Annotated in this window: 22 protein-coding genes; 14 read left to right on the forward strand and 8 right to left on the reverse strand. The window is 67.9% G+C overall.

Features of this window, described 5'->3' with window-relative positions:
• Positions 1–113: 113 nt before the first annotated feature.
• Complete coding sequence (locus RMO97_RS09270) at positions 114–740, reverse strand: TetR/AcrR family transcriptional regulator (RefSeq protein ID WP_310540549.1); 627 nt, start codon at positions 738–740, stop codon at positions 114–116.
• 89 nt (positions 741–829) lie between these two features.
• On the opposite strand from RMO97_RS09270, the gene RMO97_RS09275 reads away from it, so the two are divergent.
• From RMO97_RS09275 to RMO97_RS09295, 5 genes are all read left to right on the forward strand, one after another.
• Positions 830–2,104, forward strand: coding sequence for a cytochrome P450 (locus RMO97_RS09275; RefSeq protein WP_310540551.1), 1,275 nt, complete (start codon positions 830–832; stop codon positions 2,102–2,104).
• An 8-nt stretch (positions 2,105–2,112) separates the two neighbouring features.
• Positions 2,113–2,289: a rubredoxin gene (locus RMO97_RS09280; protein ID WP_310540552.1), complete on the forward strand. Its 177-nt coding sequence runs from the start codon at positions 2,113–2,115 to the stop codon at positions 2,287–2,289.
• A 98-nt stretch (positions 2,290–2,387) separates the two neighbouring features.
• The gene (gene ykgO, locus RMO97_RS09285; protein ID WP_111456358.1) at positions 2,388–2,513 is read left to right on the forward strand and encodes a type B 50S ribosomal protein L36; all 126 of its coding nucleotides are present in this window, start codon (positions 2,388–2,390) and stop codon (positions 2,511–2,513) included.
• A 15-nt stretch (positions 2,514–2,528) separates the two neighbouring features.
• Positions 2,529–3,131: an HAD family phosphatase gene (locus RMO97_RS09290; RefSeq protein ID WP_310540553.1), complete on the forward strand. Its 603-nt coding sequence runs from the start codon at positions 2,529–2,531 to the stop codon at positions 3,129–3,131.
• Between the two features lie 61 nt (positions 3,132–3,192).
• Positions 3,193–3,645, forward strand: coding sequence for a PA2169 family four-helix-bundle protein (locus RMO97_RS09295; protein WP_310540554.1), 453 nt, complete (start codon positions 3,193–3,195; stop codon positions 3,643–3,645).
• Positions 3,646–3,692: 47 nt separating this feature from the next.
• Here the strand turns inward: RMO97_RS09295 and RMO97_RS09300 are convergent, their stop codons facing one another.
• Both RMO97_RS09300 and RMO97_RS09305 read right to left on the reverse strand, forming a co-directional pair.
• Positions 3,693–3,962: a hypothetical protein gene (locus RMO97_RS09300; RefSeq protein ID WP_310540555.1), complete on the reverse strand. Its 270-nt coding sequence runs from the start codon at positions 3,960–3,962 to the stop codon at positions 3,693–3,695.
• Positions 3,963–4,073: 111 nt separating this feature from the next.
• The gene (locus tag RMO97_RS09305) at positions 4,074–5,150 is read right to left on the reverse strand and encodes a serine hydrolase (RefSeq protein WP_310540557.1); all 1,077 of its coding nucleotides are present in this window, start codon (positions 5,148–5,150) and stop codon (positions 4,074–4,076) included.
• Between the two features lie 192 nt (positions 5,151–5,342).
• Between RMO97_RS09305 and RMO97_RS09310 the strand changes: the two genes are divergently transcribed.
• Genes RMO97_RS09310 through RMO97_RS09320 form a run of 3 tightly spaced genes read left to right on the forward strand, consistent with a single transcriptional unit; the run spans position 5,343 to position 6,315 of the window.
• Entirely contained in the window at positions 5,343–5,609 is a 267-nt protein-coding gene (locus RMO97_RS09310) for a DUF2312 domain-containing protein (protein WP_215338304.1), read from the forward strand.
• Positions 5,606–5,938 (forward strand): hypothetical protein, encoded by a 333-nt coding sequence (locus tag RMO97_RS09315; RefSeq protein ID WP_310540558.1) that lies wholly within the window; start codon positions 5,606–5,608, stop codon positions 5,936–5,938. Before RMO97_RS09310 ends, RMO97_RS09315 begins: the two co-directional genes overlap by 4 nt.
• Before the next feature lie 5 nt (positions 5,939–5,943).
• On the forward strand, positions 5,944–6,315 hold the full coding sequence (locus RMO97_RS09320) for a hypothetical protein (protein WP_310540559.1): 372 nt from the start codon (positions 5,944–5,946) through the stop codon (positions 6,313–6,315).
• Between the two features lie 193 nt (positions 6,316–6,508).
• Here the strand turns inward: RMO97_RS09320 and RMO97_RS09325 are convergent, their stop codons facing one another.
• Complete coding sequence (locus RMO97_RS09325; protein WP_310540560.1) at positions 6,509–8,002, reverse strand: sigma-54 dependent transcriptional regulator; 1,494 nt, start codon at positions 8,000–8,002, stop codon at positions 6,509–6,511.
• Between the two features lie 229 nt (positions 8,003–8,231).
• Here RMO97_RS09325 and RMO97_RS09330 point away from each other — a divergent pair, with 229 nt between their 5' ends.
• Together RMO97_RS09330 and RMO97_RS09335 are read left to right on the forward strand one after the other, a co-directional pair.
• Positions 8,232–10,346, forward strand: coding sequence for a PQQ-dependent dehydrogenase, methanol/ethanol family (locus tag RMO97_RS09330; RefSeq protein WP_310540561.1), 2,115 nt, complete (start codon positions 8,232–8,234; stop codon positions 10,344–10,346).
• 149 nt (positions 10,347–10,495) lie between these two features.
• Positions 10,496–11,071: a hypothetical protein gene (locus tag RMO97_RS09335; RefSeq protein ID WP_310540563.1), complete on the forward strand. Its 576-nt coding sequence runs from the start codon at positions 10,496–10,498 to the stop codon at positions 11,069–11,071.
• On the opposite strand, the gene RMO97_RS09340 is transcribed toward RMO97_RS09335, so the two are convergent.
• A complete protein-coding gene (locus tag RMO97_RS09340; RefSeq protein WP_310540564.1) occupies positions 11,068–11,715 on the reverse strand; it encodes a glutathione S-transferase family protein in 648 nt (215 codons plus the stop codon). The genes RMO97_RS09335 and RMO97_RS09340 overlap by 4 nt on opposite strands.
• A complete protein-coding gene (locus tag RMO97_RS09345; RefSeq protein WP_310540565.1) occupies positions 11,712–12,197 on the reverse strand; it encodes a MarR family winged helix-turn-helix transcriptional regulator in 486 nt (161 codons plus the stop codon). The genes RMO97_RS09340 and RMO97_RS09345 overlap by 4 nt, the downstream gene beginning before the upstream one ends.
• A 156-nt stretch (positions 12,198–12,353) precedes the next feature.
• Between RMO97_RS09345 and RMO97_RS09350 the strand changes: the two genes are divergently transcribed.
• Entirely contained in the window at positions 12,354–12,758 is a 405-nt protein-coding gene (locus RMO97_RS09350; RefSeq protein ID WP_310540567.1) for a GFA family protein, read from the forward strand.
• On the opposite strand, the gene RMO97_RS09355 is transcribed toward RMO97_RS09350, so the two are convergent.
• Positions 12,755–13,765, reverse strand: a complete 1,011-nt coding sequence (locus RMO97_RS09355; RefSeq protein ID WP_310540569.1) for a PAS domain-containing protein — start codon at positions 13,763–13,765, stop codon at positions 12,755–12,757. The two genes, RMO97_RS09350 and RMO97_RS09355, sit on opposite strands and share 4 nt — an antisense overlap.
• A 350-nt stretch (positions 13,766–14,115) precedes the next feature.
• On the opposite strand from RMO97_RS09355, the gene RMO97_RS09360 reads away from it, so the two are divergent.
• Genes RMO97_RS09360 through RMO97_RS09370 form a run of 3 tightly spaced genes read left to right on the forward strand, consistent with a single transcriptional unit; the run spans position 14,116 to position 18,523 of the window.
• Positions 14,116–15,951, forward strand: a complete 1,836-nt coding sequence (locus tag RMO97_RS09360; RefSeq protein WP_310540571.1) for a PAS domain-containing protein — start codon at positions 14,116–14,118, stop codon at positions 15,949–15,951.
• Between the two features lie 33 nt (positions 15,952–15,984).
• On the forward strand, positions 15,985–17,775 hold the full coding sequence (locus RMO97_RS09365; RefSeq protein WP_310540574.1) for a M3 family oligoendopeptidase: 1,791 nt from the start codon (positions 15,985–15,987) through the stop codon (positions 17,773–17,775).
• A 31-nt stretch (positions 17,776–17,806) separates the two neighbouring features.
• Positions 17,807–18,523 carry a phosphatase PAP2 family protein gene (locus tag RMO97_RS09370; RefSeq protein WP_310540575.1) on the forward strand — a complete coding sequence of 239 codons (717 nt, stop codon included), beginning with the start codon at positions 17,807–17,809 and terminating at the stop codon, positions 18,521–18,523.
• 41 nt (positions 18,524–18,564) lie between these two features.
• Here the strand turns inward: RMO97_RS09370 and RMO97_RS09375 are convergent, their stop codons facing one another.
• Positions 18,565–19,497, reverse strand: coding sequence for a hypothetical protein (locus tag RMO97_RS09375; RefSeq protein WP_310540577.1), 933 nt, complete (start codon positions 19,495–19,497; stop codon positions 18,565–18,567).
• Between the last annotated feature and the right edge of the window lie 46 nt (positions 19,498–19,543).

Raw genomic sequence — 19,543 nt, forward strand, 5'->3', positions numbered from 1 at the left:
AGCAAGACGAGGAAGACGCGACGATCCATGGCCCAACTTAGCGGGCCCTGGCCCGAGCCTCAATCACAAGCCCGTCAAGGGCGAACGGCGGCTCGTGCCGTGGGCGGAGGAGATCAGGCCGCGAAACTGAGCCGAAGGGTCATCAGACTGGTCTCGCGGAGCGAGGCGAGGTCCATCAGGGGATCCAGCAGCAGCTGCATGGACAGGCCAAACAACAGGGCGCCGGTGATCAGGGCCGCAGCGTCGGCGTCGACGCCGGCCCGCACCGAGCCCTCGGCCTGGCCGCGCAGGAAGAAGGACTGCAGGGCCTGCTCCACCTGCTTGTGGGCGGCGGCGAAGGGCGCGCGCAGCTCCGAGACGTCGGCCACGGCGGCGGCCAGGACCACGAAATAGGCTCGAAGCTCGCCGTCGCGGTCCAGGGCGGACAGGAAGACGTCGACATAGGCCAGCACCGCCTCGAGGCCGTTCAGCTCGTCGATGCGGCGGTCCTCCAACAAGCCTCCGAGGCGGCCCTGGAGATCGGCGATCAGGGCCTCGATCAAGCCCCGCTTGGAGCCGAACCTCTGGGTGACCAGGCCGCGGCTGTAGCCAGCGCGGGCGCCGATGTTCTCGAAGGTGGCCGCGCCCATGCCGCGCTCCACCACCAGCTCGGCGGCGGCGGCCAGCAGCCGGCGTTCGGATTCGTCGCGTCGCTGCGCCTGGCTCCGGCGCGCTTTGACCTTTGTCAATGTCGAGACCATATCGCAGACTCTAGAAAGTTGTTGGACAACTAACAAGTGAGCCGGGCTTGTCCGTGGCCGCTCCAAGACAGGCAAGGCTGGAACCGCGCATGACCATCCCGTCCGATATCGCCCAGACCATCATCGACCCCCGCGCCTATGCGGACGGCAAGCGGGTGGACGACGCCTTCGCCTGGCTGCGCAGGGAGGCGCCTCTGGAGCAGGCCCAGCCCGACGGGTTCGATCCCTTCTGGGTGGTGACACGCCACGCCGACATCCTGGAGGTCGAACGCCAGAACGAGCTGTTCCACAACGGCGACCGTTCCACTGTCCTGACCACTATCGAGGCCGACAAGAAGGTGCGCGAGATGATGGGCGGCAGCCCGCACCTGGTCCGCTCCCTGGTGCAGATGGACAACCCCGACCACATGGCCTACCGGCGCCTGACCCAGGGTGCCTTCGTGCCGCAGAGCCTGCGCCCCCTGGAGGCGCGGATCCGCGAGATCGCCCGAGGCTTCGTCGACCGCATGGCGGCGCACGGCGACCGCTGCGACTTCGCCTGCGACGTAGCCTTCCTCTACCCCTTGCACGTCATCATGGAGGTGATCGGGGTGCCGGAGTCCGACGAGCCCCGGATGCTGAAGCTCACCCAGGAGCTGTTCGGCAGCGCCGATCCCGAGCTCAGCCGCAGCGGCGGCGCGGATCAGACCACCGATCAGGGCGTCGACACCATCCAGTCGGTGGTGATGGACTTCATGCTCTATTTCAACGCCATCACCGAGGATCGGCGGATCAATCCCCGCAACGATCTGGCCAGCGTGATCGCCAACGGCACGGTCAACGGGCAACCGCTCGGCCACCTTGAGGCCATGAGCTACTACATCATCGCCGCGACCGCCGGTCATGACACCACCTCCTCCACCACCGCCGGCGGCCTGTGGGCCCTTGCCGAGAACCCCGAGCAGTTCGCCAAGGTCAAGGCCGACCCGGCCCTGATCCCCGGCCTGATCGAGGAGTCGATCCGCTGGGTGACGCCGGTGAAGCACTTCATGCGGACGGCCACCGCCGACGCCGAGCTGGCGGGCCAGAAGATCGCGAAGGGCGACTGGATGATGCTGTCCTATCCGTCGGGCAACCGCGACGAGGCGGTGTTCACCGACCCCTTCAAGTTCGACGTCGAGCGCGCCCCCAACAAGCACGTGGCCTTCGGCTACGGCGCCCATGTGTGCCTGGGGCAGCACCTGGCGCGGATGGAGATGCGGGTCCTCTGGGAAGAGCTGTTCGCGCGGCTGGAGTCGGTCGAACTGGACGGGACGCCGCGCAACATGGCGGGCAGCTTCGTCTGCGGGCCCAAGTCGGTCCCGATCCGTTTCAAGATACATTGAGGCCGCCTGTGTCCGAGCCTTTCAAGACCTGGCAGTGCCGCACCTGCGGCTACATCTATGAGGAAGAGTTCGGCGATCCCGGCGAGGGGCTGGCGCCGGGAACCCGCTGGTCGGATGTCCCCGACAGCTGGATTTGCCCGCTGTGCGGGACCGCCAAGCCCGAGTTCGACATGATCGAGCTCTAGGCCCGACCGAACGTTGACTCATGCGCCAGCGCCTCGTATACGCGCCGGCTCTTGTAGACATCCCCGGGCGCAAGCCTGGTCTTTAAGAAGATACGGTCATGAAGGTTCGAAGCTCGCTCAAGTCGCTCAAGACGCGTCACCGCGACTGCAAGCTCGTGCGCCGCAAGGGCGTCGTCTACATCATCAACAAGACCAACCCGCGCTTCAAAGCCAAGCAAGGCTAAGGCTGCGGGTCCCAGATGCCGAAGGCGGTCATCTGGGACGTTGGTAATGTGGTCGTGCGCTGGAGCCCGCGCACGCTCTACTCCCAGATATTCCCGGAGCCGGTCGCTTGCGACCGGTTTTTGTCGTCGGTCTGCACGATGATCTGGCACGTGAACCACGATCTGGGCGTCACCTTCGCCGAGAACCGCGCGCCCCTGGTCGCCCAGTTCCCGGAATACCGCGAGCAGATCGAGGCCTGGGAGACCCGCTGGTGGGACATGTTCTCCGGGACGATCCCCGAGACCGAGGCCGCCATCGAGGCCCTGCACAGCGCCGGCGTCCCGCAGTACGGCCTGACCAATATGTCCGATGAGACCTTCGAGGGCACCATGGCCATGAGCCCGGCCTTCAAGCGACTGCGCGACATCGTGGTTTCAGGCCGCGAAGGCATGATCAAGCCCGACCCGCGCATCTATGCCCTGACCTGCGAGCGCTTCGGCCTGGCGCCGGAGGACATATTCTTCGTCGACGACAGCCTGGCCAATGTGGAGAGCGCGCGAGCCTTCGGCATCGACACCCATCATTTCACCGATCCGGCGGCTCTTCGGCCGGCGCTTGCGGCGCGGGGACTTCTCTAGGCCGGAACTCTCTGTCCCGGCGGATGTTGTGCAGCGGTCCCATCACCTCAGGAGATCGCCCATGAGCACCCCCCACGAACACGCCGTGAAGGTTCTGAACAGCCTGATCGAAACCACCCTCGACAGCGCCAACGGCTACAAAGAGGCCGCCCACAGTTCGCAGGACACCCAATACAAAACCATGTTCAGTGAGCGTTCGCTGAAGCGCATGAAGATCACGGGCGAGCTGCAGCAGGAGGTCCGCACCTTCGGCGGCGAGCCCGAGGACGATCAGTCGGTGCTCGGCAAGGCGCACAACATGTTCGTCGACCTCAAGGCCGCCGTCATGGGCCACGACGAAAAGGCCATCATCAACGAAGTCGAGCGCGGCGAGGACTTCATCAAGGCGAAGTACGAAAAGGCGCTGGCCGATGACGAGCTGCCGGCCACCGTGCGTGAAGTGGTGACCCGCGCCTTCGCCGACATCAAGGCCGACCACGACACCATGAGCGCCCTGAAGAAGAGCTTGAACTAGGTGGAACTGACCCCCGGAGCGCTGGCCCTGGGGGTCAGCCCTCTAGCTTACTGAGTTTTGGCGGCGGCGTCGGCGGCCGCGTCAGCCTTGCGGGCCGCCGTGCCGGCGGCGGCGGCGGTGTTGTCCGCGGCGTTGTCCATCGCCACTGCGGTCGAGGCCGCCGCGGCGCTGGCGTTGGCCGCGGTGTCGTCAGCCGCCGAGGCGGTCGCCGCGCCGGCCTGGTCGGCGGCTTCGGCGGCGTGGTTTTCGGTCTTCTGCGAGCAGGCGGCCAGGGCGAGGCTGGCGACGGCGGCGGAAACGATCAGAGCAGTGCGCATCAAGTTCTCCATTCAAGGGTGACGAGGCGGCGAGTGCCGCCGCTTCATCGCAAGGCTTAACCGTGGAACCAGAAATTGGATGCACGGCGCAGGTCGCGTGGATCACAGTCTTCAGGTGGCCCGACCGGTCTCGGCCGCCGTGATCAGGTGCTGGTCGAAGAGGGCGTGCAGGGCCTGGACGTGGCCGGTGGCGCCCCGGGCGGCGGGGTCGGAGGTCATGACCACGGTCAGAGCGAGACTCGGGACCACATAGACCATCTGACCGCCATAGCCCCAGGCGAAGTAAACCTCGTGGCCCGAGGCCTGGCGGATCCACCAGCCCAGGCCATAGGTATAGCCCGTCCACGGCGAACGGCCCCCGCGTGAACGCCAGGACTGCGCGATCCAGGTGGCGGGCAGCACCCGCACCTGCCCCTGAAGCCCGCCATTGCGATAGAGCTCCCCAAACCGCAGCAGGGCGCGAGGCGACAGGGCCATCTCGTTGCCCCCGAAGTAGATGCCCTTCGGATCTCGCGTCCACGGCGGAATGGTGATCCCAAGAGGCTGGCCAAGCCAGGCTCGCGCCAGGTCCAGGGTGCTGCGCCCCGCGGCCGCGGTCAGCACCGCCGACAGGATGTGCGACGTCCCCGTCGAGTACAGCATCCTGCCGCCAGGCTCGTCCACGAAGGGGCGGCTTAGGGCATAGCCCACCCAATCGTCGCTGCTCACCCATCGGCCATAGTTGGCGCCGGAGGTGGGCTCAAGACCGGCGGACATGCTGAGCAGATGCTCCACCGTGATGGCGCGCACACGAGAATCGGCTCCAGCCGGAACACGGCCGCCCAGGATGGCCGCGATGGGCTGGTCCAGGCGCAGGACGCCGCGCGCCACAGCCGCCCCGGCGATGGCGGCCAACACGGTCTTGGACGCCGACTTGATATTGACCGGACTGTCCAGGCCGGGCCCGCGATAGACCCGCTCCAGCCCGATCTTTCCGTCGCGCGCGACGATCATGGCGCGCATCTGGGACAGGGCCTCCGCTTGCCGATCGGCCTCGGCCAGGCGAAGCGCGTCCAGCCCCGGCCGATGGCCGGGCCGTGGCCGCGCCAAGGCGGCCGGCGGCGTCTCGCTGCAGGCGGCGACAGGGGCCAGGGCCGTGGCGATCAGGCCGGCGGCGAGCGACCTGCGGGAGGTGAGGCGTGTCGTCATGGGCTGATCATCACGCCGGCCTTGGGCGCCGATATGGCGGGCGCTCGGCGTCTCGTCCACATTGGCCAATCGCAGCTCCACAGCCCGGCGCCCTTGCGCGATGTGATCGCCCGGTGAAGGTTCAGGGCGGATGACAGGGCTGGACCCTGGCGCTAGTGTCCGCCGCTTTCCAGCCTCCTACCGCGAGCTCCCATGGCCGACGACGCTTCCCACGCCGACATCCTGAACCAGACGGCCCAGGGCCAGCTGAAGAGCATCATCGAGCGCATCGAGCGCCTCGAGCAGGAGAAGTCGGAGATCGCCGAGCAGATCAAGGAAGTCTTCGCCGAGGCCAAGGGCAACGGCTTCGACGTCAAGATCCTTCGCAAGGTGATCCGCATCCGCAAGCAGGACGCCGCCAAGCGCCAGGAAGAAGATGCGATCCTGGATCTCTACCTTTCCGCGCTCGGAGTGATTTGAAGCGCGGCCCACCAGACCGGAAGGCGCAGGCCCAGCGGGCCGCGCTGAACGCCCTGAGGCGCGCCCAGCGCACGGCCGACAAGGCGGGCGTCAAGCTCTCCGACTGGGAGGGCGAATTCCTCGACTCCGTCACCGAGCGAGTTAAGACCTATGGCCGCGCCTTCGCCGATCCCGAGAAGGGCGGCGCGGGCGAGGCCTTCTCGATGATGCAGCACATCAAGCTGAAGGAGATCGTCGCCAAGGCCAAGGGCGAGCCGCGCTTCCCACCTAAGCGTGGCGGCGGCTTCAAACGGCGGGGGCCCGCCAAGCCCGAGCCCGAAGGCGACTGACCTCCGTGATCGATGATGACTCCCTCCCGGCCCTGGTGGCCCGGGCCCGCCGGGCGGCCTTGACCCTGAAGGCTGTCACCCACCGGCAGAGGCGCGCCGGGCACGCCCTCTACATCGTGCTGCTGGAGGATCGCCGGCGATCACCGCCTTGGGGCTTCTATGTGGGCGAGACCTCGCGCGATCCCGACCTCCGGTTCGACCAGCACAAGACCGGCTACAAGGCGAGCCGCCACGTGAACCGCTTCGGCGTCCGCCTGCTTCCCGGGGTGGTGGAGCACCTCAATCCCCTGCGGCGCTGGGAGGCCATCGAACTGGAAGCCGCCCTGGCCGAGGCCTTCCGCAACGCCGGCCTGCCCTGGGTGGAGGGCGGCCACTAGCCGAACGCGGGTCGAGGAACCTCAGGCGCGCGGAATGCGTAGGAACGGGAGACAGGAGTTCCCGCCATGCCTTTGCCCTTCGCGCTTTCCCTCTGGTTCCACGTCATGTGGGGCGGCGCCATGCCCGCCGCGCCCAAGAGACCCGCTCTGCCGGAGTAGCCCCCTCAAGCGGCCGAGATCGCGAAGACGCTCGTCACGCCGCCGCGGTGGCGTCGTCGCTCTCACCCTTCTCGAGGATCCCTTCCAGGCCCTGCTCGCGCACCTTGCGATAGAGGGTGGAGCGGCCGATGCCGAGCCGGCGTGCGACCTCGCTCATGTGGCCCGCATAGATCTCGATGGCCAGCTGGATGAGGTCGCGCTCGATCTCCTCCAGGGTGCGCAGGTGGCCGCGGCCGTCGAGAATGCGCACCGGCGCGTCCGTCGGCATCTCGGCCATCAATTGCTGGGCGGTGGGCAGCACCGGCGGGGCGGCCATCAGCGAGGTCGGCGACACCGCCTCGGGCGGCGGGGCGGCGACCCCGGAGATCGCTGGGAAATCGTAGGGCTGCAGATAGGGGGAGTCGGCCAGGACAATGGCGCGATAGACCGCGTTCTCCAGCTGGCGGACATTGCCCGGCCAGTCGAAGGCCGTGAGGAAGGCGAGCGTCTCGGCCGAGGCGCCGGTGACCGACTTGCCCTCCTCGATGTTGAAGCGGCGGATGAAGTGCTCCACCAGGGCCGGGATGTCCTCGCGCCGTTCGCGCAGGGCCGGGGCCTCGATGGGGAAGACGTTCAGGCGATAGAACAGGTCCTCGCGGAACTGGCCGTCCTTCACCGCCTGGGCGGGGTCGCGGTTGGTGGCCGAGACGATGCGGACATCGACCTTCAGCGAGCGCTTGGAGCCGATGGCGTCCACCTCGCCCTCCTGCAGGACCCGCAGCAGCTTGACCTGCATGTCGAGGGGAAGCTCGCCCACCTCGTCCAGGAACAGGGTGCCGCCATTGGCCTCCTGGAACTTGCCCAGGTGCTTGTCGGTGGCGCCAGTGAAGCTGCCCTTCTCGTGACCGAACAGGATGCTCTCGATCAGGTTCTCTGGGATGGCGCCGCAGTTGACCGCCACGAAGGGCTTGCCGGCGCGGTCCGACGAGCCGTGCACGGCGCGCGCGATCACTTCCTTGCCGACCCCGCTCTCGCCGGTGATCAGGATGGGGATGGAGGACTTGGCCGCCCGTTCGCCCAGCCGCTTGACCATGGTCATGGCCGGCGAGTCGCCCACCATGTCGGCGAAGCTGGCGCGGCCGGTGGCGTGCTTCTTCAGCCGCTCCACCTCGCTCTTCAGCGAGCCCAGGTTCAGGGCGTTGCGGATCGAGACGATGATGCGTTCGGGCGAGGCGGGCTTGACGAAGAAGTCGCAGGCGCCGGCCTGCATGGCGGCCACCACGGTGTCGATTCCGCCGGTCGCCGTGATGACGATGACGGGCAGGTTGTGACCCCGGGCCCGCATCTCCTTCAGCGTGTCCTGGCCGGTGATGCCGGGCATCACCAGGTCCAGCAGCACCAGGTCGGTCGCCGCGCCCGACTGCAGGCGGGCGATCGCCTGATCGCCGTTCTCGGCGTGGACCGCGACAAAGCCCTCGCGCTCCAGCACCGCCTGGATCAGCCTGCGCTGCGTCGGATCATCGTCGACGACAAGGACCGTCTTGGTCATTTGAAAACACCCACCAGAACCGGGCGCCGCCACATGGACGAGGCCTCTTGTTGACCCGGATTGATACAGGCCTTGGGTAAAGGACGGGTTTCGGAGTCCTGAGTCGGGCGTTAACGGCGCGGCTCCCGGTGATCCCGGTGAATCGGTCTGAAGTCACGTCACCGGTTGCGGCGTCGATGCCTGCGCGCATAGTAGCGCTAGGGCCGGAAGACACGGTCGGGAGGACATCATGAAGCTTTCCAAGCTCGCCATCGTCTTGGCGTTGGCCGCCGCTGTCGCCGCCTGCGGACAGAACAAGCCCGGCGATGTGGACGCCAAGCGTTTGACTGCGGCGTCAGCCAATGGCGACTGGATGTCCGTCGGCCGGACCTATGACGAACAGCGCCACAGCCCGCTGACCCGGATCGACACCAAGAACGTCGGGACGCTCGGCCTGGCCTGGTACCACGAGTTCGACACCGATCGCGGCCAGGAGGCGACGCCGGTGGTGGTGGATGGCGTCATGTACACCACCACCGCCTGGTCCAAGGTCTACGCCTTCGACGCCAAGACCGGCGAGCAGAAGTGGGCCTTCGACCCCAAGATCGACGGCGCCAAGGCCTTCGACGCCTGCTGTGACGTGGTCAACCGCGGCGTGGCGGTCTGGAAGGGCCGGGTCTATTTCGGCACCCTCGACGGCCGGCTGATCGCGCTCGACGCCGCCACCGGAAAGCCGGTCTGGAGCGTCCAGACCACCGACAATTCCCAGCCCTACACGATCACGGGCGCGCCGCGGATCATCAAGGACAAGGTGCTGATCGGCAACGGCGGCGCCGAGTACGGGGTGCGCGGCTACCTCTCGGCCTATGACGCAGCCACCGGCAAGATGGCCTGGCGTTTCTTCACCACCCCCAATCCCGACGGCAAGCCCGATGGCGCGGCCTCCGACAAGGTGATGGCCGAGAAGGCCGCGGCCACCTGGTTCGGCGACGGCTGGAAGAAGACCGGGGGCGGCGGCACGGTCTGGGATTCCATGGCCTATGATCCGACCCTGGACATCCTCTATGTCGGCGTCGGCAATGGTTCGCCGTGGAACCACCTGAAGCGGTCGGACGGCAAGGGCGACAACATCTTCCTGTCCTCGATCCTGGCCCTGAAGCCCGACACCGGCGCCTATGTCTGGCACTATCAGACCACCCCGGCCGAAACCTGGGACTACACGGCCACCCAGCACATCATCCTGGCCGACATCACCGTGGCCGGCGCCCCACGCAAGGTGCTGATGCAGGCGCCCAAGAACGGCTTCTTCTATGTGCTGGACCGGGCGACCGGCGAGCTGCTCTCGGCCAAGCCCTATGTGCAGATCACCTGGGCCACGGGTGTCGATCCCAAGACGGGGCGGCCCATCGAAACCCCTGGCGCGCGCTATGAGAAGGCGCCTTCTCTGCAGTTCCCCGGCCCGCTGGGCGGCCACAACTGGCATCCGATGTCGTTCAGCCCGCAGACCGGCCTCGTCTACATCCCGGCCCAGGTCCTGCCCTTCGCCTATGTCAACGATCCCAACTACAAGCACCGGCAGGGCGCCTGGAACCTGGGCGGCGACTTCCTCGCCAACGCCCTGCCCAACGACAAGGCCCAGCTTGCGGGTCTGAAGGCGATGTTCAAAGGCCAACTCGTCGCCTGGGACCCCGTGGCGCAAAAGGCCCGCTGGACCGTGGAGCACCCATATTTCTGGAACGCCGGCGTGATGTCGACGGCGGGCGGACTCGTGTTCCAGGGCAACGGCCTGGGCGAGTTCGTGGCCTATGACGCGGCCAACGGGACCAAGCTGTGGAGCTACAAGACCGAGAACGGCGTGGTCGCCGCCCCCTCCACCTATGAGATCGACGGTGAGCAGTATGTGGCCTTGATGGTGGGCTATGGCGGCGGAGCCCCGGTCTCGGCCTCGGTGGTGCTGCGCGAGCGGCCGAGGCTGCCGGGCCGGCTGATGGTGTTCAAGCTGGGGGGCAAGGCCGTGGCCAAACCCTACGACATCCCGGTGGTCCCCAACCTGGATCTTACCGGCGTCACGTCGACCGGCGACGCAAAGGCGGGCTTCGCGCTCTTCCACAACAACTGCCAGGTTTGCCACGGGCCCAGCGCTTCGGGCGCCTACCTGCCCGACCTGAAGAAGTCGCAGATGCTGCTGGCCCCCGACAGCTGGAAGTCAGTGGTCATCGACGGCGCCCTCAAGGACCGGGGCATGGCTGGCTTGGCCCGCTTCCTGACTCCCAAGGACGCCGAGGACATCCGCGCCTATGTCCTCACCGAGGCCCGCAACGCCCAGGCCGGCGCCGAGCCGGCCAAGGTCCAGGGCGCCAAGTAGGCCCGTCACGGGGGACCGCCACGGCGGCGGTCCCCCGTGGGGACCCTGACCGTGAGCCTGCCGTCGATCTACTGAGCGCGTGGTGAACGGCCTCTTAGGGGCGTTCATTCACGCAGCATTCAGCGGGGGCGGGGCATTGCGGGGGTTCAATGCAGATCGCCAACACCATCGCGGGCCCGCCGCCCGTCCTGCCAGACACCGTCGCCGCCGCGGCCATGGTGCTGCACGATCGCAGCGGGGCGCTGAGTCTCGACCAGCAGCTTGGCGCCTATCAGGACTTGGCCAGCCGCTGGCGCGCCGCGCCCTCCGGGGAACGCCAGGGGCTCGCCCGGGCGCTCACGGAGTCTCCCTTCGGCCAGCGGGTGCAGTCGACCTTGAATGCCTTCACCCGGGCCGCCTGGGCCGGCCCCCACGCCGCTCCGCCGGAACCGCAGGCCAAGCTGCTCACCGCCTTCGACAGCCTGTCTGCGGGCGATCAGCAGATCGTGGCCGGGCTGCAGGTGGATGAGGCCGGCGCCCCCGCCTTCGGCTCGCCCGCTGAATACCGAGTGCGCTTGCAGGCCGACTTCGACGCCGCCCAGCCGCGCAAGGCCGACACGGTCAGCCTGTCGGCCGAGGCCAAGGCGCTTCTTGCGGGCGCGTCGCCTTCTGTGCCGGCCGCCGAGACCGAAATTTCGCCGGCCCGCGCCGCGGCGCTGGCCGCCTACACCCGCCTCTCGCGCTAGGCGGAAGCCGGCTCGTTCTCGCGGAAGGTCCTCAGCTGGTCCTCCAGCGCCTTGGCGAAGGCGGGCCGGGCCAGGCAGCGGGCGCGGTAGGCGTCGAGGTTGGGGAATTTCTTCAGCGCCCCACATTCTTCCAGTTCACGCAGAACCGTCGCCATCAGGATGTCGCCAGCGGTGAACCGGGTTTCCAGGTAGTCCTTGTCGCCCAGCGCCTTGCTGAGCGAGGTCAGGCGGGCGTCGAGATTGGCCTGGGCCGAGGGCCGGCGCCCGGCCGTCCAGGCCTCCCCGACATAGAAGCTGTCCAGTTGCACAAGGTTCTGGACCTGAGGTTCGATGGAGTTGAGCGCCGCGAAGATCCAGGTGCTGACCCGGGCCAGGCCCGCCTCGCCCTGGGGCGCCAGGGCCTCGGACTTGGCGGCCAAGCGCAGCACGATGGCGCCGGACTCGAACATCTCCACCTCGCCGTCGCGATAGGCCGGCACCTGACCGAAGGGCTGCCAGTCGCGGTAGTTCGCGGTGGCGTTGTCGATCAGCACCACCTCATAGGGCAGGCCCGCCTCCTCTAGGGCCCAGCGGATGCGCAGGTCGCGGACCCAGCCCTGGGCGAAGGGCGGGACCCAGCGGAAGGCGGTGAACTGGATGGTCATCGGCTAGGTCCTTCAGTCGTCGAGACGGGGGCGGCCGGTGCGGGGAGCGCCGACAGGGTGAGCAGGTCACGCCGCGCCCGGTCGGGGTCGGCGAGCTCGGTTTCCAGCGCGGCATGGACCGCGGCCCACAGCGGCAGGGCGGCGGCGAGACGCTCCTGGCCGGCGGCGGTAAGGCCCACGCGGCGGGCGCGATGGTCTTCCGGATCGACGCTGATCTCGGCCAGGCCCTCGCGGACCAGGGGCTTCAAGGCGGCGGTGAGGGTGGTGCGATCGGCGCCGAGGGTGGCCGCCACCAGGCTCATCGGCGCAGGCCGGCTTCCGTTGAGGGCGTTGAGCAACGAGAACTGGCCGTTGGTCAGCCCAACCGGCCGAAGCGCCCCGTCGAAGCGTCGCGCCAGGGCGCGAGCCGCCCGCTGCGCGTGCAGGCACAGGCAGGTGTCGCGGACGAGAAGGCTGGTGTCTCGGGAGACGGTCGAGGTCACGGCCAAACTTGTGTTGATATCAACCTTTCGAGTCAAGTTGGTTGCCTGGCCTTGGGCGGCGATCATCGCGAGCCTGCTCCATGCTGACGCTCCGCGTCAGCAGCCTATGGCAGATGTGGGGAGCGCGAGGGAGCGCCGGCTTGAAGGAGACGAGACATGATCGCGGGAAGCTGCTGCTGCGGCGCGGTGCGGTTCGAACTGGCGGCGCCGCCCACCATGATGGCCACCTGCCATTGCACGCGGTGCCGGAAGGCGGGCGCCAGCACCTTCGTCTTCGTTGACCGGGCTACGTTCCGATGGGTCGGGGGGCAGGACATGGTCGCCACCTACGAACCCGCTCCGCCCTATCAGTTCGCCCGGTCCTTCTGCCGCGGCTGCGGCACGGCGTTGGGCGAACCCCTGTCGCCGGCGGACTCGTTCCCGATCTCGGCCAACTGCCTCGATGGCGATCCCGGCGTCCGTAACCGGTTCCACGAGTTCGTGGCCGAGAAGCCCGCCTGGTACGAGATCTGCGACGGCGCCAAGCAGTTCGAGGGGTATCCGGAGCGCTCTCCGTCCTAGACGGCGATGGCCGCTCGAGGCGCGCTCATGACCACCCGGATACCGCCTGGCCGCAGGACGCGCTCGAAGGTTCCCCCAAGCTGGTTGACCACGGCGCGTTCCAGCAAGGCGGCGCCGAAGCCCCGCTTGCCCGCGGCGTCCGCGATGACGCTTCCCGCCGGCATGAGCTCGGTCCAGGACATCCGAAGCGTCTCGGCATCGGCTTCCAGGTGCAGGTCCACCCGGCCCTCCGGGGAGGTCAGGGCGCCGTACTTGAGGGCGTTGGTGGCGAGTTCGTTAAAGATGAGGGCGAGGGTGGTGGTGCTGTCGGGGCCGACCGCCATGTCGTCCCCGGTCAGGAAAATCTGGCGCTCCGCGCCTTTGAGTCCGCCGTAGGGGCCCAGCAGCACCTGCAGGAGGCCATGTACCGAGCGTTCGGCCGTAACCTCCAGGCTGGTGAACTCCGGCGGCGCCATGTAGGCGACCGCGCGGCCCAGGCCCAGCAGGCGCTGGCGCAGGGAGTCGAGGACCGTCCTGGCTTCGCCCGCCGAGCGTGAGGACAGGGCGATGATCCCGTCCACCACGGCGAAGGTGTTTTTCATCCGATGGGCCAGCTCATGGGTGAAGAGCTGACGCTGCTGTTCTGCCCGCTGTTGCGCGGTCACGTCGCGGGAGATGGAAATGACCTGCGCCGGGCGGCCCAGCTCGTCCAGGACGGGCCAGACCACGACCTCCCAGGACTTCGGCGTGCCTGCCGCGGTTGGGCAATCGGCGGTGAACCGCGAGCCGCGCCCGGCGCAGGCCTCGGCGAGGGCGTTCTGGATCAGGTGTTGCGCGGCGGGCGGCCAGAAGCCGGCCCAAGGCCGGCCGCGAAAGTCCTCGAAATCCTCGATCTCCATCAGGCAGACGCCATTGGCGTTCATCGCCAGCAGGTCGCCCTCGAGGCTGGCCACCTTCACGCAGTCGGTGCTGGCGTCGAAGAAGCTGGCCGCCAATGCGCTGAGCGATAGCGGTTCGTGCGTTCCCAACCGATTGTTCCGATGAGGGGGCCGGCCGTGCGCGAGCGTGCAGGGCGCGAAGACCTGATTTCAGTGGCAGGAAAGCCAGTCCACCTCCAGCTAAACATCGCGACATGAGCAGGTAAGTGTCGGGACAAGCTCGACTACGGTCGGTTTCCGACGCACGGGAGGGTTTGCCCCCCTTCTGCATGGCTATTTGAAAACTCGCGCTGAAGACTTGGCGCAATTCGAGTGTCTCGCCAGGGTGGATCACGCGACAGAGCCTCGGAACGCCGGTCCCTCCCATGCATTCCACGTCTCCGCCAGGGTCCCCTGAGACTCCGGTCTGGATTGGTTTTCTTCGGGCAAGAGGCGCCGGGATGGACGAGGCGGACGGTTTCCTCACCGGCGGCGGCGAATTGGGGGCCCTCATGCGTGACCGCGATTGGTCAAGCTCGCCCCTGGGGAGTCCGCAGACCTGGCCGCAATCGCTGCGCTCCGTGGTGGGCCTGCTGTTGGGCTCCAAGTTCCCGATGTTCGTCGCCTGGGGGCCGGAACTCGGATTCCTCTACAACGACGCCTACGCCGAGGTGCTGGGCGCCAAGCATCCAGCGGCTCTTGGAGCCCCCTTCTTCGACATCTGGTCGGAGATCTGGCCCGACATCTCACCCCTGATCGATGCGGCCATGGCTGGCGAGGCCAGCTACCGGGACGACCTGCCGCTGCGCATGCGCCGTCGGGGCTTCGACGAAGACACCTGGTTCACCTTTTCCTACTCGCCTGTGCGGGACGAGAGCGGCGCGGTGGCCGGCATGTTCTGCGCCTGCCATGAGACGACCGACCGCATTCTGGCTCAGCGGCGGGAGGCGGCCGAGACCGATCGTCAGCGGCGGATGTTCGAGCAGGCGCCGGGCTTCATCTGCACCCTGCAGGCGCCCGAACACGTCTTCAATTTCGTCAACAACGCCTATGAGCGGCTGTTCGGGCCCCGGAACTATGTAGGCCGCTCGGTGCGCGACTGTTTCCCGGACCTCGAGGGACAGGGTTTTTTCGAACTCTTGGACCAGGTCTATGCGAGCGGGCGGCGTCACATCGCCCACGGAGCGGAGATCCGTCTGCGGGCGACCCCTGACGGGCCCGAGGAAGATCGGATCCTGGACTTCATCTACGAGCCGATGACCGATCCCGCCGGCAAGGTGATCGGCATCTTCTGCGAAGGCCACGACGTGACCGAGACCCACCGTGCCCAGCAGGCTGTGCGGGAGAGCGAGGAAGACTACCGCTACGCCGCAGAGCTAAACCCGCAAGTGGCCTGGACCGCCAGCCCTGACGGACAGCTGGACCGCGTCGCCCCTCGTTGGCGTGAATGGACGGGGACGTCGGGCCTGGGCTCGGCCTATGCTGAGGGGCTGCACCCCGACGACGTGGCGCGAACCTTCGAGGTCTGGGGCGCCTCGGTGGCGACTGGCGCACCCTACGACATCGTCCACCGGGTCCGGCGGCTGGATGGGGAGTATCGCTGGATTCGCTCGCGGGCCTATCCCCGGCGAAACGCCGGCGGAGAGATCGTGCGCTGGTACGGCAGCACCGAGGACATCCACGAGCAGCAGGTGGCCGAGGATCACCTGAAGCTGATGGTGCTGGAGCTGAATCACCGGGTGAAGAACAATCTGGCGACGGTGCAGTCCATCGCCGTCCAGACTCTACGGGGCGCGGAGAGCACGGCGCAGGCGCGGGAGGCCTTTCTGAGCCGCATCACCGCCCTGGCCGCCGCCCACGACATCCTGACGCGCGAGCAGTGGGATGGGGCCGGGGTCGCCGAGGTGGCGCACGGCGTTCTCGACCCGCTCACCGGCGCCCGCGACGGGATCGCGATGGGCGGGCCGCGCATCCGGCTGGAGCCCAACATGGCGTTGGCGCTTTCGATGGCTTTCCACGAACTGGGCACCAACGCCTTGAAGTACGGGGCGCTGAGCCGTCAGGAAGGACGGGTGACCCTCGACTGGGAGGTGGTCGGTGATGACCTGCGGCTCACCTGGACAGAAGCCGGCGGCCCGCCGGTCACCGAGCCCGCGCAACGGGGGTTCGGCTCGCGCCTGCTGGAGCGTGGCCTGGCGGCGGAACTGCGGGGCGAGGTCACCTTGCGTTTCGCCGCCGAGGGGCTCGTCTGCACGATCCGGGCGCCCGTGGACCACGCCGTCTCGATCGCGCCCTAGTCCCGCCGCAGGCCCCGCGCTAAACCCTTTCCCATGAACGCGCCCGTGAAACTTGACGCCCTGCCCGAGTGGCAGCTCTCCGACCTCTATGCCGGTCGCGACGACCCGAAGATCGAAGCCGATCTGGCCGCCGCCAAGGCCGCCAACGATGAGCTGGTGAAGCTGAAGGGCCGGTTCGTGGCGCTGCGGAGCGATCCCCTGCACCTGGGCGAGCTGCTGGACCACGGGATCGGGCTCTATGAGACCGCGGTGAATGGCCTGTGGGCCGTGGGGGCCTATGCCGGCCTGGCCTCGTCGGTGGCCAAGGACGATCCGGCCTGGGCCAAGTTCGAGGGCGACCTGCGCACCCGGTCCTCGCAGATCGGGGCCGAGAGCCTGTTCTTCACCCTGGAGCTCAACCAGCTCGAGGACAACGAGATCGAGATGGCCTTCAAGGCCCATCCGCCGGCCGCCCGCTGGCGCTCATGGATGCGTCGGGTGCGCCTGTCACGGCCGCACGAGCTGTCGCCGGACCTGGAGCGCCTGCTGATCGACCGTTCCCCGGCGGTGGCCAATTGGGTGCGCCTGTACGACGAGACCCTGGCCCGACTGACCGCCAAGGTGGGCAAGGAGAACCTCAGCCTGCCCGAGGTGCTAAACCGCCTGTCGGACCCTGACGCGACCCGTCGCAAGGCGGCCGCGCAAGGGTTAGCCAACGCCCTGGAGGCGCGCACGCCGGAATTGGCGCTCTCCATGAACACGCTGGCCTTCGAGAAGCAGGTGGAGGACCGCTGGCGGAAGTATCCGACGCCGGCCGCCAGCCGACACATCGCCAACGAGGTGGACGCCGACGCCGTCGAGGCCCTTGAGGCCGCGGTGGTGGAGGCCTATCCGCGGGTCAGCCACCGCTACTACGCCTTGAAGGCCAAGTTGATGGGCCGCAAGACGCTCGACTACTGGGACCGCAATGCGCCGCTCGATACGGCCCAGCCGCGCGCCTATGACTGGAAGCAGGCGCAAGGGATGGTGCTGGAAAGCTTCGCCGACCTGGCGCCCAAGTTCGCCGACACCGCCAAGACCTTCTTCGATCAACCCTGGATTGACGCCCGGCCCCGCGCTGGCAAGCAGTCGGGCGCCTATAGCCATCCGGTGACCGCTGAGCGCCACCCCTACGTGTTCATGAACTATATGGGCGAGCGCCGCGACGTGCTCACCCTGGCCCACGAGCTGGGGCATGCCGTGCACCAGACCCTGTGCCAGCCCCTGGGCACCCTGCTGGCCGACACCCCGCTGACGCTGGCCGAAACCGCCTCGATCTTTGGTGAGGGCCTGGTGTTCGAGCGGCTGCTGGCCGGCGCCTCCAAGGCCGAGCGGCTGGGATTGCTGGCCGGACAGATCGAGGACGGAATCAACACCGTGGTGCGCCAGATCGCCTTCCACCGCTTCGAGACTAGGTTCCACGCGGCCCGCCTTGAGGGTGAGCTCTCGGCCGAGCAGATCGGCGCGATTTGGCTGGAGACCATGGGCGAGAGCCTGGGTCCGGCCATCAAGCTCAACAAGGGTTACGAGCACTATTGGGCCTATGTCAGCCACTTCGCCCACGCGCCCTTCTATGTCTACGCCTACGCCTTCGGGGATCTGCTGGTGCGCGGCCTGATGGAGAAGCGCCGCGAGGATCCGGCCGCTTTCGCACCGCTGTACGAGGATCTGCTGGCGGCCGGCGGCACCCGGACCTATGTCGAGGCCTTGCGGCCCTTCGGCCTCAATCCGCGGGAGAAGGCGTTCTGGACCGCCGGCATGGCCCAGATGGAACGGCTGGTGGACGCCTTCGAGGAACTGGTCTGATCCAACGGCGAAGCTGCGCGTTCATGGAGCCATGACAACGCCTGACGCGCCGCCCCTCCGCAAGCCGATCCTCCAGCGGATCGAAACCCGCGCCCTCTTGATCTGGCTGGCCGGCGCTGCGGCGATCTGGGGATTCTTCAACATCGCCAGCGAGGTGACGGAGGGCGACACCGACATCGTCGATCAGCAACTGCTGCTGATGCTGCGCCAGCCGAGCGATCTGAGCGACCCCATCGGCCCACGTTGGGTCGAGGAGGCGATGCGCGACATCACCGCCCTGGGCGGCTTCACCTTCCTGACCATCGCCACCATCGTCGCGGTGCTGCTGTTCAGCTTCCACGGCAAGCGGCGGCAGGCGTGGATTCTGGCCGGCACGGTGCTGGCGGCGCAGATGTCGAGCGAGCTGCTGAAAACCTTCTACGACCGCCCGCGACCGAGCCTCGTGCCGCACGGGAGCTTCGTCTACACCCAGAGCTTCCCCAGCGGGCACTCGGCCCTCGCCGCAGCGGTGTTCCTGACCCTGGCCACCCTGATCGCCAGCGTCGAGAAGCGGCCCAATTCCAAGATCCTGATCTATGTCCTGGCCCTTCTGATCACCGTCGGCGTGGGGTTCAGCCGGGTCTTTCTGGGCGTGCACTGGCCGAGCGACGTGCTGGCCGGCTGGAGTCTCGGCGCCACCTGGGCCTTCGGCGCCTGGATCGTCCTGGAGTGGATGCGCCGCCGCGACGTCAGCCGGGAGGGAGCCTAGCTGCTCGAGCCGCCGACCGTTTCACATGGATCAGAAACGCTCTAGCTTTCCGGCTGGTAGGCCAGGCCCGCAGCGGCGAGGTCCGACAGCAGGATCTCGGTGACGGCCACCAGCTCCGCGATGCCGGCGACCACGGCGGGGCGGGCCACCACCTCGGCGGGCACGATCAGGCCGCCTTCGTCGCGCCGCACCAGGCCCTTGGCCTCCAACTGCAGCAGGCTGCGACGCACGGTCTCGTAAGGCAGCATCAGATACTTCGCCAGGCCGTAGACGCTGATCGGGCGCCGTTCGGCGTCGGGCAGGATGTCGGCCAGGCCTGCATGAGCCAGGGTGGCGTCGGGATTCTGGGTCACGTGCCGCACATTGGCGAGGTTGACCGCTCGCAGGATCAGCACCGCTAAGGGTTCCAAATCCATGACCCGGGACATGTGGCAAGCGGTCTCCAGACAGTAGGCGCTCACGGCGCGATTGACCTGCCGGAACTGGTCGGGGCTCGCGGGTTGGCGCAGGCCGGAGGCGGAGACCCCCAGCCGGCCCGCCGCCTGCACGAACTCGACCGTGGCGGCCCAATTCTCGGCCGCCACGGCCATCAGCTGGGGATCGAGGAAGGCACGGGCGGGGATGATCACCCCGCCGGGGACGGTCTCGCACAGGTCAATCTGGGTCAGCTTCTTCACATGCCGCCGCGCGGTCTCGTAGGGCATGCCCAGGTTGCGGGCCGCCAAATAGATACTGACCGGCTCCCGCATATGGTCGGGGGGAAGGCCGGGCACGCCGGCATGGGGCTCGGCGATGGGCTCCCGTGAGGCGGTCAGGGCGGCGACATTGGCCCGGTTGATTTCGAGGAAGACCAGGACGGTGGCGACGTCCCGGCTCATCGAGCGGGCCACGCGCCGCGCGGCGTCGAGCTGGAAATCCCCGCCGAGACGGGAGAGCAGGCGGCGGCGGTCCATGCCGTGCATGTCTTCAGGCATACCTATGGTTTACCGAACGCCGCGACAGAATATCAAGCTTAACCAT

The sequence above is a fragment of the Phenylobacterium sp. genome (assembly GCF_031425575.1).
In the GTDB taxonomy this organism is placed as follows: domain Bacteria; phylum Pseudomonadota; class Alphaproteobacteria; order Caulobacterales; family Caulobacteraceae; genus Phenylobacterium.

Excerpts from the sequence above, each read along its gene's own strand:
- RMO97_RS09365 (WP_310540574.1), top strand. The coding sequence starts at position 15,985 with ATGAACGCGCCCGTGAAACTTGACGCCCTGCCCGAGTGGCAGCTCTCC.
- RMO97_RS09305 (WP_310540557.1), bottom strand. The coding sequence starts at position 5,150 with ATGACGACACGCCTCACCTCCCGCAGGTCGCTCGCCGCCGGCCTGATC.
- RMO97_RS09290 (WP_310540553.1), top strand. The coding sequence starts at position 2,529 with ATGCCGAAGGCGGTCATCTGGGACGTTGGTAATGTGGTCGTGCGCTGG.
- RMO97_RS09325 (WP_310540560.1), bottom strand. The coding sequence starts at position 8,002 with ATGACCAAGACGGTCCTTGTCGTCGACGATGATCCGACGCAGCGCAGG.
- RMO97_RS09340 (WP_310540564.1), bottom strand. The coding sequence starts at position 11,715 with ATGACCATCCAGTTCACCGCCTTCCGCTGGGTCCCGCCCTTCGCCCAG.
- RMO97_RS09350 (WP_310540567.1), top strand. The coding sequence starts at position 12,354 with ATGATCGCGGGAAGCTGCTGCTGCGGCGCGGTGCGGTTCGAACTGGCG.
- RMO97_RS09330 (WP_310540561.1), top strand. The coding sequence starts at position 8,232 with ATGAAGCTTTCCAAGCTCGCCATCGTCTTGGCGTTGGCCGCCGCTGTC.
- ykgO (WP_111456358.1), top strand. The coding sequence starts at position 2,388 with ATGAAGGTTCGAAGCTCGCTCAAGTCGCTCAAGACGCGTCACCGCGAC.
- RMO97_RS09360 (WP_310540571.1), top strand. The coding sequence starts at position 14,116 with ATGGACGAGGCGGACGGTTTCCTCACCGGCGGCGGCGAATTGGGGGCC.
- RMO97_RS09295 (WP_310540554.1), top strand. The coding sequence starts at position 3,193 with ATGAGCACCCCCCACGAACACGCCGTGAAGGTTCTGAACAGCCTGATC.
- RMO97_RS09300 (WP_310540555.1), bottom strand. The coding sequence starts at position 3,962 with ATGCGCACTGCTCTGATCGTTTCCGCCGCCGTCGCCAGCCTCGCCCTG.
- RMO97_RS09375 (WP_310540577.1), bottom strand. The coding sequence starts at position 19,497 with ATGCCTGAAGACATGCACGGCATGGACCGCCGCCGCCTGCTCTCCCGT.
- RMO97_RS09370 (WP_310540575.1), top strand. The coding sequence starts at position 17,807 with ATGACAACGCCTGACGCGCCGCCCCTCCGCAAGCCGATCCTCCAGCGG.
- RMO97_RS09270 (WP_310540549.1), bottom strand. The coding sequence starts at position 740 with ATGGTCTCGACATTGACAAAGGTCAAAGCGCGCCGGAGCCAGGCGCAG.
- RMO97_RS09275 (WP_310540551.1), top strand. The coding sequence starts at position 830 with ATGACCATCCCGTCCGATATCGCCCAGACCATCATCGACCCCCGCGCC.
- RMO97_RS09335 (WP_310540563.1), top strand. The coding sequence starts at position 10,496 with ATGCAGATCGCCAACACCATCGCGGGCCCGCCGCCCGTCCTGCCAGAC.
- RMO97_RS09310 (WP_215338304.1), top strand. The coding sequence starts at position 5,343 with ATGGCCGACGACGCTTCCCACGCCGACATCCTGAACCAGACGGCCCAG.